General features: G+C 71.2%; 12 protein-coding genes and 2 pseudogenes. 8 read left to right on the top strand and 6 right to left on the bottom strand.

Features of this window, described 5'->3' with window-relative positions:
* Positions 1 to 45 precede the first annotated feature (45 nt).
* Positions 46 to 1524: a sodium:solute symporter family protein gene (locus QMZ92_RS09340; protein ID WP_283296769.1), complete on the bottom strand. Its 1479-nt coding sequence runs from the start codon at positions 1522 to 1524 to the stop codon at positions 46 to 48.
* 205 nt (positions 1525 to 1729) lie between these two features.
* Here QMZ92_RS09340 and QMZ92_RS09345 point away from each other — a divergent pair, with 205 nt between their 5' ends.
* On the top strand, positions 1730 to 3289 hold the full coding sequence (locus tag QMZ92_RS09345) for a PucR family transcriptional regulator (protein ID WP_283296770.1): 1560 nt from the start codon (positions 1730 to 1732) through the stop codon (positions 3287 to 3289).
* Between the two features lie 439 nt (positions 3290 to 3728).
* Here the strand turns inward: QMZ92_RS09345 and QMZ92_RS09350 are convergent.
* Together QMZ92_RS09350 and QMZ92_RS09355 are read right to left on the bottom strand one after the other, a co-directional pair.
* A pseudogene (locus tag QMZ92_RS09350) lies at positions 3729 to 3910 on the bottom strand (IS701 family transposase); the annotation flags it as partial.
* A 55-nt stretch (positions 3911 to 3965) separates the two neighbouring features.
* Positions 3966 to 4943, bottom strand: coding sequence for a hypothetical protein (locus QMZ92_RS09355; protein ID WP_283296771.1), 978 nt, complete (start codon positions 4941 to 4943; stop codon positions 3966 to 3968).
* Positions 4944 to 5715: 772 nt separating this feature from the next.
* Here QMZ92_RS09355 and QMZ92_RS09360 point away from each other — a divergent pair.
* A complete protein-coding gene (locus QMZ92_RS09360) occupies positions 5716 to 6201 on the top strand; it encodes a hypothetical protein (RefSeq protein ID WP_283296772.1) in 486 nt (161 codons plus the stop codon).
* 20 nt (positions 6202 to 6221) lie between these two features.
* On the opposite strand, the gene QMZ92_RS09365 is transcribed toward QMZ92_RS09360, so the two are convergent.
* Positions 6222 to 6479 (bottom strand): hypothetical protein, encoded by a 258-nt coding sequence (locus QMZ92_RS09365; protein ID WP_283296773.1) that lies wholly within the window; start codon positions 6477 to 6479, stop codon positions 6222 to 6224.
* A gap of 120 nt (positions 6480 to 6599) precedes the next feature.
* Between QMZ92_RS09365 and QMZ92_RS09370 the strand changes: the two are divergent.
* From QMZ92_RS09370 to QMZ92_RS09390, 5 genes and pseudogenes are all read left to right on the top strand, one after another.
* Positions 6600 to 7385, top strand: a pseudogene (locus QMZ92_RS09370) (helix-turn-helix domain-containing protein); the annotation flags it as partial.
* The gene (locus QMZ92_RS09375) at positions 7381 to 7599 is read left to right on the top strand and encodes a DUF397 domain-containing protein (protein WP_283296814.1); all 219 of its coding nucleotides are present in this window, start codon (positions 7381 to 7383) and stop codon (positions 7597 to 7599) included. The pseudogene QMZ92_RS09370 and the gene QMZ92_RS09375, both read left to right, overlap by 5 nt.
* A gap of 194 nt (positions 7600 to 7793) precedes the next feature.
* Positions 7794 to 8951, top strand: a complete 1158-nt coding sequence (locus QMZ92_RS09380) for an acyl-CoA dehydrogenase family protein (protein ID WP_283296774.1) — start codon at positions 7794 to 7796, stop codon at positions 8949 to 8951.
* A gap of 4 nt (positions 8952 to 8955) precedes the next feature.
* A complete protein-coding gene (gene tesB, locus QMZ92_RS09385) occupies positions 8956 to 9831 on the top strand; it encodes an acyl-CoA thioesterase II (protein WP_283296775.1) in 876 nt (291 codons plus the stop codon).
* Between the two features lie 318 nt (positions 9832 to 10149).
* Positions 10150 to 11265, top strand: coding sequence for a cation diffusion facilitator family transporter (locus QMZ92_RS09390; RefSeq protein ID WP_283296776.1), 1116 nt, complete (start codon positions 10150 to 10152; stop codon positions 11263 to 11265).
* Here the strand turns inward: QMZ92_RS09390 and QMZ92_RS09395 are convergent.
* Both QMZ92_RS09395 and QMZ92_RS09400 read right to left on the bottom strand, forming a co-directional pair.
* Positions 11201 to 11980 (bottom strand): phosphatase, encoded by a 780-nt coding sequence (locus tag QMZ92_RS09395; RefSeq protein ID WP_283296777.1) that lies wholly within the window; start codon positions 11978 to 11980, stop codon positions 11201 to 11203. The two genes, QMZ92_RS09390 and QMZ92_RS09395, sit on opposite strands and share 65 nt — an antisense overlap.
* An 89-nt stretch (positions 11981 to 12069) precedes the next feature.
* The gene (locus tag QMZ92_RS09400; RefSeq protein WP_283296778.1) at positions 12070 to 12660 is read right to left on the bottom strand and encodes an SACE_7040 family transcriptional regulator; all 591 of its coding nucleotides are present in this window, start codon (positions 12658 to 12660) and stop codon (positions 12070 to 12072) included.
* 98 nt (positions 12661 to 12758) lie between these two features.
* Here QMZ92_RS09400 and QMZ92_RS09405 point away from each other — a divergent pair, with 98 nt between their 5' ends.
* Entirely contained in the window at positions 12759 to 14390 is a 1632-nt protein-coding gene (locus tag QMZ92_RS09405) for a carboxyl transferase domain-containing protein (RefSeq protein WP_283296779.1), read from the top strand.
* The last annotated feature ends 2 nt before the right edge of the window (positions 14391 to 14392 follow it).

The raw sequence follows: 14392 nt of genomic DNA on the forward strand, positions 1-14392 counted from the left end.
TTTCAGCTTATCCGTCGGTTTGCTGTCGTTTGACTGTAACGGGGTTCACGGGGTGGCCGGGACCGACTCCCGTGCGGTCCGCCGCTCGGCCTCGGGGTCGCGGCCCGCGAGGCGCTCGCGCCAGTCGGCCAGGACCGCCTCGTCGGTCGGCCTGGTGGCCAGCGAGACGACCACGTACGTCACGAGGGAGGCGAGCAGGCCGTAGTAGATGGGCTCGTTGGCGAGGATGCCGAACTTCCCCATCAAGGCGATGACGGCCACTCCGCCGACGACGACGGAGGAGAGGGCGCCGTGCACCGTGCCGCGCCTCCACAGCAGTCCGCCGAGGATCGGCACCAGCAGTCCGCCGACGAGCAGGTTGTAGGCGACCGTCAGGGCCTCGACCACGTTGTTGAGGGCGATGGCGATGCCGATCACGGCGACGCCCATCACCAGGATGAACATCCGGTTCCCCTTGACCTCGTCGTGCTGTTCGCCCTCCGCCGGCCGCGTGACGGCGCCCCGCAGACGCTGCCAGATGTCGTTGTTGGCGACGGTCGCGCAGGCGATCAGGGCGCCGGAGGAGGTGGACATCACTGCGGCGAGGGCGGCGGCCAGGACCAGTCCGCGCACGCCCAGCGGGAGTTCGTCCTTGACGATGGTGGCGAAGGCGTCGTCGGCGTTGGCGAGGTTCGGATAGAGCACCTTGGCCGCGGTGCCGATGACGGCGCCGGCGAGGGCGTAGGCGAGGCAGTACGTGCCGGCGACCGTGCCGCCCCAGCGGGCGACCCTGTCGTCGCGGGCGGTGAAGACGCGCTGCCAGATGTCCTGGCCGATGAGCATGCCGAAGGTGTAGATGAGCACGTAGGTGAAGATCGTCTCGCCGCCGATGCCGAACGGGGCGAAGTACTCGGTGGGCAGCCGGGCCTTCATCTCGGCGAAGCCGCCGGCCTTGACGACGGCGATGGGCAGCAGCAGGAGCAGCACGCCGATCGTCTTGACGACGAACTGCACCATGTCGGTGAGGGTGATCGACCACATGCCGCCGAGCGTGGAGTAGGCCACGACGATGGAGCCGCCGAGGACGATCGCGACGGTCCGGTTCATGTCGAACAGGACGTCGAAGATCGTGGCGTAGGCGATGGTCGAGGTCACGGCGAGCATCAGCGTGTAGGCCCACATCACCACACCGGTGATGAGGCCGGCCCGCCCGCCGTAGCGCAGGTCGAGCATCTCGGAGACGGTGTAGACCTTCAGCCGGGCGATACGGGCGGAGAAGAAGACCGACAGGGCCAGGAGGCCGAGGCCGATGGTGAAGACCATCCAGGCTCCGGAGAGGCCGTACTTGTAGCCGAGGCCCACGCCGCCGATGGTGGACGCGCCGCCGAGGACGATCGCGGCCATGGTGCCGGAGTACATCGAGGGTCCGAGCCGGCGGCCGGCCACCAGGAACTCGCTCTTGGACCTGGCACGGCGCATGCCCCACCAGCCCATGGCCAGCATGCCGGCCAGATAGACGACGATCACTGCGTAGTCGACGGCCATGGGGCCCTCCTTCGCTCTCACCTCGGTCGCGTGTCGTGCGGAAGCGCAGGTCGTGCGGAAGTGCAAGGAGACGCAGCGGCTCCTCCGCGGGGGCATCCGCCCGTACCCGCGGCCACTGGACGACTCGACGATAGGTGGCCGAAAAGCGACGATGAAGTGTACGTTTCCTCCATTCCCGAAGACGATCAGGGATGGAACGTCCACCATGCCGGACCCCACCGCTCCCCAAGGTGCCCCTTCGGCCCCGCCGACCCCGCCCGTACCGCTGGCCTCACTGCTGGCCCGGAAGGAGCTCGGGCTGCGGCTGGTCGCGGGCGTCCCCGTGCCGAGGGGCGCGGACAGCGTCCGGATCCAGTGGGTGCACACCTCGGAGATGGCCGATCCGTACCCCTACCTCCTGGGTGGTGAGCTGCTGCTGACGGCCGGGGTCCTGCTGAAGGACCCGGAGATGTACGCGGCGCGGGTCGTCGAGGCGGGCGGCGCGGCGATCGGCTTCGGGGTGGCTCCGGTGTACGACACCGTCCCGGACGCGCTGGTCGCGGCGTGCGAGCGCCGCGAGCTGCCGCTGCTCGAGGTGCCGCCGCAGACCCCGTTCACCGCGATCGCCCGTGCCGTCTGGGGCCTGATGGCCCAGGCCCGGCTCCGGGAGGTGCGCCGGGTGAGCGAGGCCCAGCAGGGTCTCGCCGGCGCGGCGGCCCGCCCCGACCCGGTGCCGGCGGTGCTGCAGCAGCTGGCCTCCCGGCTCGGCGGCTGGGCGGTCCTGCTGGCGCCGGACGGCTCGGCCCTGCACACGGCCGGGCGGGCACCGTCCCGGGAGGCACGCGCGGCCCTGGGGCGGCTGGCGCGACTGGTGAGCCCGGAGCCCGAGGAGCAGGAGTCCGTCGGGGAAGCGGCCACTCCCCCGGCCCTCCGGGTCGCCGCCGAGACGGAACCCGGCGAACCCGCGGGCGCCGGGCGCCGGGCACCCACGTCGGCGACCGACACCGTCGGCGAGACGCACCTCGCGGCCTACGCGCTCGGCGGCGGTGACGGCCTGGTCCTCGGAGTCGCCGCCGAGGGGCGCGAACCGGGCGGGCACACCGTCGCCGGGGTCGCCGTCGTCCTGCTGTCCCTGCTCACCGCGCCGCACCGGGGAGCCGACGCGAGCGGGCGGACCACCGCACTGGTACGACTGCTGCTCGGCGGCACGCCCGCGGAGGTCGCCCGGGACCTCGGCCCCGGCCCCTGGACGGTGGTGCACGGGACACGGCCGGGACAGCCGGACCCGATCGCCGCCTCGGCCCTCGGCGCGGCCCTGGGCAGCACGCTGGTGGACACGGACGGGGAGACCGTACGGGTCCTGCTCTCCGGCGACCGGCGCATCGAGCCGCAGCCGGGCTGGACCCTGGGCGTGAGCGCCCCGGCCACGGCGGAGGACCTGGGCACCGCCGACACCGCGGCCGCCCGCGCCCTGCGCCGCGCGGAGGCGAACCGCGTCCCGCTCGCCCGCCAGCGCCACACGGGCCTCGGCGAGCTGGTCGCGCCCGACGAGGCGGCCGTCCACGCGCGCACCCTGCTCGCGCCGGTCGCCGACTCCCCCGCACTCACCGAGACCCTGCGTGTCTGGCTCTCCCTCCACGGCAGCTGGGACCGTACGGCGGTGGCCCTCGGCGTCCACCGCAACACCGTCCGCCAGCGCGTCGCACGGTGCGGCTCACTGCTGGGCGTGGACCTGGACGACGCGGACGTACGCATGGAGCTGTGGTTCGCGCTGCGGTACAGCTGACCTGTCAGAAGGCGTTGGAGGTGGGCGGGGCGAGACCTTCCAACGGCCCAGTACGGCAACGGTCTTTGCCGTGACGGTGGTTTGGGTTCTGGTGGGGTGCGGCTCCGTCGTTTGTAGTGACGGATGCGGCCTTGGTGCCGGCGTCGGCGGCGCCAGGTGGACCAGTGCAGGACGTGGAGGACGGCTGATCGGGGCCCTGGAGCGAGGAGGGTGATCAGGTGCGTCTTCGTGCGCCGCGCCATGGAGCGGCGCGGACTGGCGCACGCGCTGCTCGCCGCAGCGTCTGAGTTCGGGCAGGCTCAAGGGGACGAGGCCGGAGGATCCGTTTCCGCTTTCCCGGCCTCGAGTTCGGCGGCCGCAGGACGGTCAGGCGGGCGTGGGCGGCCATGGCGAGGGTGATGTGCCGGTGCCAGCCCGGNGCGTCTGAGTTCGGGCAGGCTCAAGGGGACGAGGCCGGAGGATCCGTTTCCGCTTTCCCGGCCTCGAGTTCGGCGGCCGCAGGACGGTCAGGCGGGCGTGGGCGGCCATGGCGAGGGTGATGTGCCGGTGCCAGCCCGGGTAGCGGCGGACTTGGTAGTCGTCCAGACCACACGCCTGCTTCGCGCTCTGGAGACACTCCTTCCTGAAGGGATGCGACCTGGAGACACATGAAACCGTGAGTGCGGACTGCCGGGGCTCAGTACTTGAGCCAGTTGAACGTCCTCTTGCCGTTGCTGCTCTCCGCCATCAGGTTGACGACACCGGTCTCGACGGTGAGGCCGTCGACCACGATCTCCGGCGGGAAGATGAGGTTCACATAGCTGAAGACGAGCTTGTCGTCGAGTGCGTTGAGCTCGGACGTGACGTCTTTGCTGTCGATGCTTACCGGGCTCCCGGAGTTGTCGTACAGGGATGCGTTCTCTCGGAGATTCACGACCACCCGCACGATCTTGCCGCGATAGGTCTCGCCCTTGTCACGTACATCGGCGGCGATCTGCTTGGGAATCTGACTCAGGGCCCGGTCCGTCACACGCACATGGTCACCGACATGTGTAGAGAGATCGTAGAAGGTGGCTGCTTCCTTCGCGGTGCGTATGGTCTTCTCCGCGACATCCTGCTTCCCGAGCTGCTTTTTTGCCGCCTCACTCGCCTTCCGCACCGCCTCCTTGACCTCCTCCTGGCCGGCTTTGCGAGTGCGCTTCACCATGTCCTTGGTCGTGTGCTGCCGCGAGGCGTAGTCCGGCTTCTTGGCGCTGGCTTCGTACGGCCAGGGCAGCAGGTCGCTGTGCTGGATCTCCCAGAGTCGCTTCGCATCAATGTACTCCAGCGTGTAGCGGAGTCCGCTCACGGAGAAGTCCGAGACGATCGGCCCGCCAGGCATCGCCGACCTGGCCAGTTCATGAGCCGACGCTTTGCTGGCACCGGCCACCTTGGCTATCTTACGAAACGTCAGATAGGTTTCCTCTGCGGAGACTTTCGGGTCGGCAAGAGACTCCAGGTAGGCATCGCATGCTGCCTCTACGGCCTTCTTCAGATCCGTGGTCGGGGCCGACGCGAGGAAGTCCCGCAGCGCCTTGGCGAACGGGTTCCGACCGGTCTTCAGCTCCTGGATGTCGACCGTCCAGCCTCCCGGCCATTTGGCCCCGCCGAATCCCGCCTCGTCAAACCACGACATGACTGCTGCCCTTTCTGCCGATGACTGCGGCAGTTCTCAATCCGCCGCAAGGAATACAGGCGGAAGTCGGCGCGCGTCCCGCAGATGTCCGCCGCATAGGCGAAGCTCGGGCGAGCACGGAGACCTCGGAACTTCTCCCGTGCGCCGGAGAATCCAAATAGCCCGCCACCAAAGGCAACAGCAGCCTCCAGCTGCCGGTCAAGTGCATCGAGAATCCCATGGAAGGATGGCCATTTTTCGCCGTACCCCTCCTTCGACTCTCCACGTTCCGGCTGTCCGCCCGCCAACGAACCACCCGGGTGATGAGGGGCTGCAGCATCCGCCCCGGGCCGCCACACGCTCAGTACTCCGATTGCAGTTCGGGGAACGCGCCGTCCGTGCTCACCCCGCCGAACGGCTCGTCCTCCAGACCCACCGGCTGCGTACGGAGGACATCGTCCTCCGGCGTGACCACGAGGGAGGGGAACGTGCCGCCTGCCCTGGTCGGTCCGACCTCTCGGCGACCCGCCGACGGCTGCGGAAGACCGAGCCGCACTCGCTTGACGTCCTCGGCCGAGCACGGGACTTCGCGCGGTGCGGATCGCTGCTGGGGGCTTGGACGACGCGGACCTGCGAACGGAGCTCATGCTCGCACCGCGGTACGGATCACGCACCTGAGCCGGACGATTCAGTAGGGCGTCCAGGCTTCCGTACGGACTCCACGACGGCGGACCCCGAAAGCTGTCCCCATCCACCCAAGTCCCCAGTGTTCGGGGTGTGTTGGAATTCCGGCATGGCCACTGCCGCGAACACGACCACAACCGGCACCCCGGACGGCGAGACCCCGGGCAGCGTGCGTGTCGAGATCACGCGCTTACGGAACGAGGCGACGCGCCAGAAGGCGCTGGCCCACCGGCGCGCCGAGTTCTGGGCCAAGGCCGATGTCGCCCTCGGCTTCCCCGCGGCCCTGCTCGCCGGCACGGCGGGAGCGACGGGACTCGCCACGGCGGACGCGCGCATTCCAGCGGCCCTCCTCGCACTGGCCTCTGCCGGCTTCGCCGCCGGTGCGAGCTTCCTCCGGAGCGCCACGCGGTGCCGGGCCAACAAACGCGCACGGCAGGCCTGGGCCGCGGTGGAGGGCAGGGCCACGGTGAAGCTGGCCCAGGGCACGCCGACCCCCGACGACCTCGGCGAGTTGCTCGACCTGCGCCAGTCCGCGCTGGGGGCCTACAACGGCGAGGACCCGCAACCGGGGCAACCGTCGGTCACGGCGGGCTGAGCGCACACGCCCGCCCACGGTCAGCACTCACCCGCCGGCCGGGCTCTCGCGCCGAGAAGGACGCCCGCCACGGCTCCGCGCGATCCGGTGCACGTCCTGACGAGCGCGGTGTCCTCGCCGCGCAGCACGGCGGTGTGCGGTCGCGCCGGACCCGCCGGACGAGGAACCGTGACCGCGGTCTCCGCGGGGAAGGGCGGCGGCGACGCGGGCTCCGCGTCGGGGCGCACGAGCCGCAGCAGCGACTCCAGCAGGCGGGCGAGCAGGTCGCGCACGTCCATCAACCCCGGCGGTTCGACGAGGTGTCGCTCTGTAGCGATCCGATCACACAGTGGGCCTCGCGCGGCTGGGCTCACCAGGGGGTTCGAGGTGACGGATCGGCAGTCACACGGGAGTTGACGATGGCCAGCATGCACGGGGAATGGCTGCGGGCCCAGCGCGAGGCCGCCGGGCTCACCCAGCAGGAGCTCGCCGACGCGGCGATCACGACCCGCTCGCACATCGCCCATATCGAGGCGGGTCGCCGCGTCCCGTCGAAGGAGGACGCACGGCGACTGGACGGGGCGCTGAACACGGGGAACGTGCTGAGCAGTTTCCTGCCGAAGGACGACGGCCTCGTCGCCGACCGGTTCGCGGCCGCCCGCGCTCGAACAGCAGGCCACGCTGATCCGCGAGTTCGCGCTGTCGTTCATCCCCGGAATCCTCCAGACGGAGGTACGCACGCGCGGTGATGGGCGCCGCGTTCCCACCCTGGAGCGAAGCCGAATGTGACAGGCGGTCGTCACCAGGCTCGAACGCGCACGAGTCCTGCAGGACCCGACGAGGCCCGTGGTCTGGGCCGTTCTGGACGAGGCGGTGCTGCGCCGCCCGACCGGCGGCCCCGGTGTGATGGCGCACCAGATCGCGCACATCACGGACTGGCCGAGTCCGGCCGGGTACGCGTCCATGTGGTCCCGTTCTCCACGGGAGCCCACCCTCTGCTCCAGGGCATGCTTTCCCTGATGTCCTTCGAGGACCAGCCTCCGGCGGCCTACGTGGAGGGGCTGAGCACGGCCACACTCCACGACGCACCCACCGTGGTCGAACGGCTCGAGAACGCCTACGCTCTCGCGTTGGGCGACGCGCTCTCACGCAAGGAGTCAATCGCCCTCTTGAGGGCGGCAGCGAAGGACTACGGACACCATGACCGAGCACAGCACTCCGGTCGCCTCCGCGCCGACCGGCTGGCGGAGGTCGACGTTCAGCGGACCGGAGGCCGACAGCTGCGTCGAGGTCCTCGACGCCCACCCCTCCCACGTCCCCGTGCGCGACTCCAAGCGGCCGCACGGCCCGGCGCTCGCGTTCCCGCGCGGAAGCTGGGGTGCGTTCACCGCCGCCGTGAAAGACGGAACGCCGCCCTGACGCCCATCCCCACCCGCTCCCACGACGGCCCCAGCCGTGTGACGGGGCCGTCGTCACATCCGGCGGCCGCCCCCGCACGTGCCCAGCATCACTCTGGACAGTTTCAACAACCGCCGGGTAACTTATTCTGAGCAAGCGCTTAGACAGCGCTCTGTGCCCAGCCAGTGACCCGACACCGTGCCGAGGAGGCGTCCGTGCGCCGGACCGTATTCAACGAGGACCACGAAGCGTTCCGGGAGACCGTCCGTGCCTTCATCGAGGCCGAGGTCGTCCCCGTCTACGACGAGTGGTTCGCTGCCGGCCAGGCGCCGCGCGACTTCTACCACAAGCTCGGTGAGCTGGGCATATTCGGCATCAACGTGCCCGAGGAGTTCGGCGGGGCGGGTCTGGACACCCACAAGTTCGAGGCCGTCCTCTACGAGGAGACCGCGCGTGCGGGCGTCAACTTCGGCGGCTCCGGCGTGCACGTGCTGCTCGCCCTGCCGTACATCAAGATGCTCGCCACCGACGAGCAGAAGAAGCGCTACCTGACGAAGTTCGTCACCGGCGAGGAGATGTGGGCGCTGGCGATGACCGAGCCGGGCACCGGCTCCGACGTCGCGGGCATGAAGACCACGGCCAAGCTGTCGGAGGACGGCACGCACTATGTCCTCAACGGCGCCAAGACGTTCATCACCGGCGGTGTCCACGCCGACCGTGTGATCGTCTGCGCCCGCACCTCCGCCCCGCGCGAGGACGACCGCCGCTTCGGCATCTCCCTCTTCGCCGTGGACACCAAGTCCGAGGGCTACTCCATCGGCCGCAAGCTGGACAAGCTGGGCCTGCGTACCTCCGACACCGCCGAGCTGGCGTTCGTCGACGTCAAGGTCCCGGTCGAGGACCTGCTGGGCGAGGAGAACAAGGGCTTCTACTACCTCGGCCAGAACCTGCCGTCGGAGCGCTGGGGCATCGCCTTCGGCGCCTACGCGCAGGCCAAGGCCGCGATCCGGTTCGCCAAGGAGTACACGCAGGACCGCACCGTCTTCGGCAAGACGGTCGCGTCCTTCCAGAACACGAAGTTCGAACTGGCCGCCTGCCAGGCCGAGGTGGACGCCGCCGAGGCCGTCGCCGACCGCGCCCTGGAGGCGCTGGACGCGGGCGAGCTGACCCCGGCCGAGGCCGCCTCCGCGAAGCTCTTCTGCACCGAGGTCGCCCACCGCGTCATCGACCGGTGCCTCCAGCTGCACGGCGGGTACGGCTACATGAACGAGTACCCGATCGCCCGCCTCTACGCCGACAACCGCGTCAACCGGATCTACGGCGGCACCAGCGAGGTCATGAAGTCGATCATCGCCAAGTCGATGGGCCTCTGACCCTGTGAGCGAGGCTCTCGACGACCTGCTCGATCTGCTCGACCTGGAGCGGATCGAGCAGGACATCTTCCGCGGCCACTCGCGTCCCACGATCGTGCCCCGCGTCTTCGGCGGACAGGTCGCGGCCCAGGCGCTCGTCGCCGCGGGCCGCACCGTGCCCGAGCACCGTACGGCGCACTCCCTGCACGCGTACTTCCTGCGCATGGGCGATCCGGGTGCGCCGATCGTCTACACCGTCGACCGCATCCGCGACGGCCGGTCCTTCACCACCCGGCGGGTCGTCGCCGTCCAGCACGGCCAGCCGATCTTCCACCTCTCGGCGTCCTTCCAGGCCTGGGAGGACGGGCTGGACCACCAGGCGGTGATGCCCGACGCGCCGGATCCGGAGACCCTGCCGACCGCCGCCGAGCGGCTGCCCCGGTACGCGGGGAACCCCCTTCACCCGGAGATCGTGCGGCGCATGCTCGAGGCCCGCGCCGCGGTCGACATCCGGTACGTGGGCAAGCCCCCGTACGCGAGCATCGGTGAGCGGCGCGAGCCGCACTCGCAGGTGTGGTTCCGCACGAACGGCAAGCTCGCGGACGACCCGCTGCTGCACGTCTGCCTCGCCACCTACGTCTCCGACATGACGCTGCTCGACTCGGTGCTGCTGGCCCACGGGCGCGGCGGCTGGGCGGTCGGGGACGTCGTCGGGGCCTCGCTGGACCACGCGATGTGGTTCCACCGCCCGTTCCGCGCCGACGAGTGGCTCCTGTACGACCAGGAGTCGCCGAGCGCGCACGGAGGCCGCGGCCTCGGCCAGGCCCGCATCTACACCCAGGACGGACGGCTGGCGATCTCGGTGATCCAGGAGGGCGTCGTCCGCGTCCCCCACGACTGACCGCGTCCGAGGCGACCGGCGACGCCCGTCGCGTCCGGGCCCCGTCCAGTCCCCGCCCGCGAGGTCCGCGGTGCGCGGCCGCGGCTGCGGAGCGCGCCGGCCCGGCCGTCCGTCGCCGCGGCCCGCCGGGCGACCGCGGCGACAGGCCCGCGAACGAAGAGGTTCGTCGTCAGTCGGCACCGGGCGGCGACGGCTGCGATCGCGGACCGGCCCCACCGGGCGGCACCCGGCGGGCCGCACCCGAGACGCGCGGGTGGCGCTCCGGGGGTGCGGCGCCGCGCCCGAGCGAGGGGGGCACAACGGACATACGCTCCCCTCATGGCGAGCGAAGAGAGCACCGGCGGCCCGCCCGGGACACCGCGCGTGCCCGGCGGACCGGCCGACGCCCCCGTGCCGGCGCCGGAGGGGATCGAACCCGTCAAGGCGCCGGAGAGCACCTTCACCGTGATCGTCGCGGCGCTCGCCAACCTCGGCATCGCCGTGGCCAAGGCCGTCGCGGGCGTCATCAGCGGATCGAGCGCGATGCTCTCCGAGGCCGCCCATTCGGTCGCCGACACCGTGACGGAGCTGCTGCTGCTGACGGGCCTGCGGCGGAGCGCGAAACCCGCCGACGAGGAGCACCCGCTGGGCTACGGCCCCGAGCGCTACGTCTGGGCGATGCTGGCGTCCGTCGCCACCTTCGTCGGGGGCGCGGTCTTCTCCGTCTACGACGGCGTCCACACCCTCACGCAGAGCGAGAAGCTCGGCAATCCGCTGCCCTCGTACGTCGTCCTGGCCGTCGCCGCCGTGCTGGAGGGCTACTCGCTGCGGACCGGCGTCCGGCAGATCCGCGGCGAGGCGGCCCGCTTCGGCACGCCCGCGCGCCGCTATCTGCGCTACACCCCCGACACGGCGGTCAAGGCCGTGGTGATGGAGGACTCCGCGGCGCTGAGCGGGCTGCTGCTCGCGGCGGGCGGCCTGGTCGGCGCCCAGCTCACCGGCTCCTCGGTCTCGGACGGGATCGCCTCGATCCTCATCGGCCTGCTGTTGGTGTACGTGGCCTGGGTGCTGGTCCGCAGCAACGCCCAGCTGCTCATCGGGCGGCCGCTGCCGCCCCGGATGCGCAGGGCGGTGCACGAGGAACTGCTCACGGTCCCGCACATCGTGGAGGTGCTGGAGCTGACGACCCTGGTCCAGGGGCCGGCCGAGACCCTGATCGCGGCCAAGGTGAACTTCCGGGACGTCGCGTCGGCGGAGCAGGTGGAGTGGGCGTGCGAGGACGCCGAGGAGCAGCTGCGCCAGCGCTTCCCGGCGATCCGCCGGGTGTACCTCGACCCGACGCCGGGCGTGCACCGGGTGCGGCCGGCCTCGGCCGGGGAGCCGCCGGGATTCAGAGGAGACCGGCCGCGTCCAGGAGGTACGCCGTCATCGGGTCGTAGAAGCGCGGGTCCGTGACATGGTCGTCCAGCGGGACCGTCACCCGGACCGTGCCCTCCGCCTCGCCGATGAACAGGGCCGGGTCGTTGCAGTCGGCGAAGCCGACCGCGTCGACGCCCCGCTGTCCCGCGCAGCCCGCCCAGCCGTGGTCGGCGACGACGAGGTCGGGCCGGGCCCGTCCGTCCCGCTCCAGCCCGTCCAGGATGGCGGCCATCGGCGCGGGGGAATGGGTGTGCCACAGGGTCGCGCCGCGCTCGAGCACGGCCACGTCGGCGAACTGGTAGACCATGCCCTCGTCCGCGGTGAGTCCGGAGGGGATCCGGACGATCTCGCAGCCCGTGGATCTGAGCGCGTCGGCGATCTGCCGGTGGACGTCGAGCAGCCCGCCGGGGTGCCCGGTGGCGAAGAGGACCGACTCCCGCCCGGCGGCGGCCTGCTTGAGCCGGGCCGCCATCCGGTCCAGGGCGTCGACGGTCAGCTCGGGGTCGATGGTGTCCTGGCCGTACCGGTACTGCGGGTCGTCGTTGACGCCGCAACGCTCGGCCATGACGGCCAGGACGTCCTGCTCGTCGCTCCAGCGGTCGCCGAGCTCGAGGCCCAGCCAGTAGTGGCGGTCCCCGTTGGCGAGCTTGCGGTAGTGGGAGAGGTTGTTGTCGCGCGGGGTGGCGACGTCTCCGGCGATACGCGTGCGGACGAGATGGTCGACGAGGGCGGCGCGGTTCGGTATCGGCATGCGCCCATTGTGCCGCCAGGTGTGCGGAGCGTGCCCGGCGTCCCGGTGGCCGGACACCCGGGGGACCGCCGGCCGCCGGGGGCCGCTCCCTACGACAGCGAGGCGAGCGCCCCGTGGGCGAGCCTGCGCAGCAGGTCCTCCATGGCCGCGCGGCCCGGCAGCCCGTTTCCGTACGAGCCCAGGTGCGGGGTGGAGTTCAGCAGGCCGAAGACGGCGTGGACGGCCGCCCGGACCTGGCCCTCGCCGGTCCCGGGGTGCAGCTTGCGGACGACGTCCACCCACAGTTCGACGTACTGGCGCTGGAGCTGGCGCACCAGCTTGCGGTCGCTGTCCCGCAGCCGGTCCAGCTCCCGGTCGTGGAGGGTGATCAGCGGGCGGTCGTCGAGGGCGAAGTCGATGTGCCCGTCGATGAGCGAGGAGAGCACCTGCTCGGGGATGCCGTCCGCCTCGGCGACCCGGCGCCTGCCGCCGTCCAGGAGCCGACCGGAGATGCCGACCAGCAGTTCGGCGAGCATCGCGTCCTTGCCGGGGAAGTGGCGGTACAGCCCGGGGCCGCTGATACCGACGGCGGCGCCTATCTCGTCGACGCCGACGCCGTGGAAGCCGCGCTCGGCGAAGAGGCGCGCGGCCTCCTTGAGGATCTGCTCGCGACGGGTCGGAGCGTCGGTCCTGGTGCTCATGCCACTGATTCTAGACAAGACTGTTAGCGATCGTTAACCTGAACGCGTGGGTTAACGCCCATTAACACGAACGATGCTCTGACAGGGGGCACGACACGATGCGGCAAGCACCTGTGCTGACGAGTGCGGAGGATCCCGCCTCGGACGCCTGGCAGGCCAACGAGGCGGCGCACCACGCCCTGGCCGACACCCTGCGCGCGAAGCTGGCGGCGGCTCGGCTCGGCGGTGGCGAGAAGGCACGGGCGCGCCACACCGCGCGCGGGAAGCTGCTGCCGCGCGACCGGGTGGACACGCTCCTGGACCCCGGCTCGCCCTTCCTTGAGCTGGCACCGCTCGCGGCCGACGGCATGTACGACGGGCAGGCCCCGGCGGCCGGGGTGATCGCCGGCATCGGCCGGGTCGGCGGCCGCGAGGTCGTCGTCGTCGCCAACGACGCCACGGTCAAGGGCGGCACGTACTACCCGATGACGGTCAAGAAGCACCTGCGCGCCCAGGAGGTGGCCCTGGAGAACCGGCTGCCGTGCGTCTACCTCGTCGACTCGGGCGGCGCCTTCCTGCCGATGCAGGACGAGGTCTTCCCCGACCGCGAGCACTTCGGCCGGATCTTCTACAACCAGGCGAGGCTCTCCGCGGCGCGCATCCCGCAGATCGCCGCGGTGCTCGGCTCCTGCACGGCCGGCGGCGCCTACGTCCCCGCGATGAGCGACGAGGCCGTGATCGTGCGGAATCAGGGCACGATCTTCCTCGGCGGCCCGCCGCTGGTGAAGGCCGCGACCGGTGAGGTCGTCACGGCCGAGGAGCTGGGCGGCGGCGAGGTCCACTCCCGGGTCTCCGGTGTCACGGACCATCTCGCGGAGAACGACGCGCACGCCCTGAGGATCGTGCGGAACATCGTGTCCACCCTCCCCGAGCGCGGTCCGCTCCCCTGGTCGGTGGAGCCCGTCGAGGAGCCCAAGGCGGACCCGCTCGGGCTGTACGGGGCGGTGCCGGTGGACTCCCGCACGCCGTACGACGTCCGGGAGATCATCGCCCGCATCACGGACGGCTCCCGCTTCGCCGAGTTCAAGGCGGAGTTCGGCACCACGCTGGTCACCGGCTTCGCCCGGGTCCACGGCCACCCGGTCGGCATCGTGGCCAACAACGGCATCCTGTTCGCCGAATCGGCCCAGAAGGGCGCCCACTTCATCGAGCTGTGCGACCAGCGGGGCATCCCCCTGCTGTTCCTGCAGAACATCTCCGGCTTCATGGTCGGCAAGGACTACGAGGCGGGCGGCATCGCCAAGCACGGCGCCAAGATGGTCACGGCCGTGGCCTGCACCCGGGTGCCGAAGCTGACCGTCGTTGTCGGTGGCTCGTACGGCGCGGGCAACTACTCCATGTGCGGCCGCGCCTACTCGCCCCGCTTCCTGTGGATGTGGCCCAACGCCAAGATCTCGGTGATGGGGGGCGAGCAGGCCGCGTCCGTGCTGGCCACCGTCAAGCGGGACCAACTGGAGGCGCGCGGTGAGGAGTGGCCCGCCGATGCGGAGGAGGCGTTCAAGGACCCGATCCGCGCCCAGTACGAACAGCAGGGCAACGCGTACTACGCCACGGCCCGGCTGTGGGACGACGGAGTGATCGACCCGCTGGAGACCCGCCAGGTGCTGGGGCTCGCCCTGACCGCCTGCGCCAACGCCCCGCTGCCCGAGAGGGACGCCTCGGCGCCCGGCTTCGGCGTATTCCGGATGTGAGG

It is taken from the genome of Streptomyces sp. HNM0645 (assembly GCF_030056615.1).
GTDB lineage: Bacteria > Actinomycetota > Actinomycetes > Streptomycetales > Streptomycetaceae > Streptomyces > Streptomyces marianii.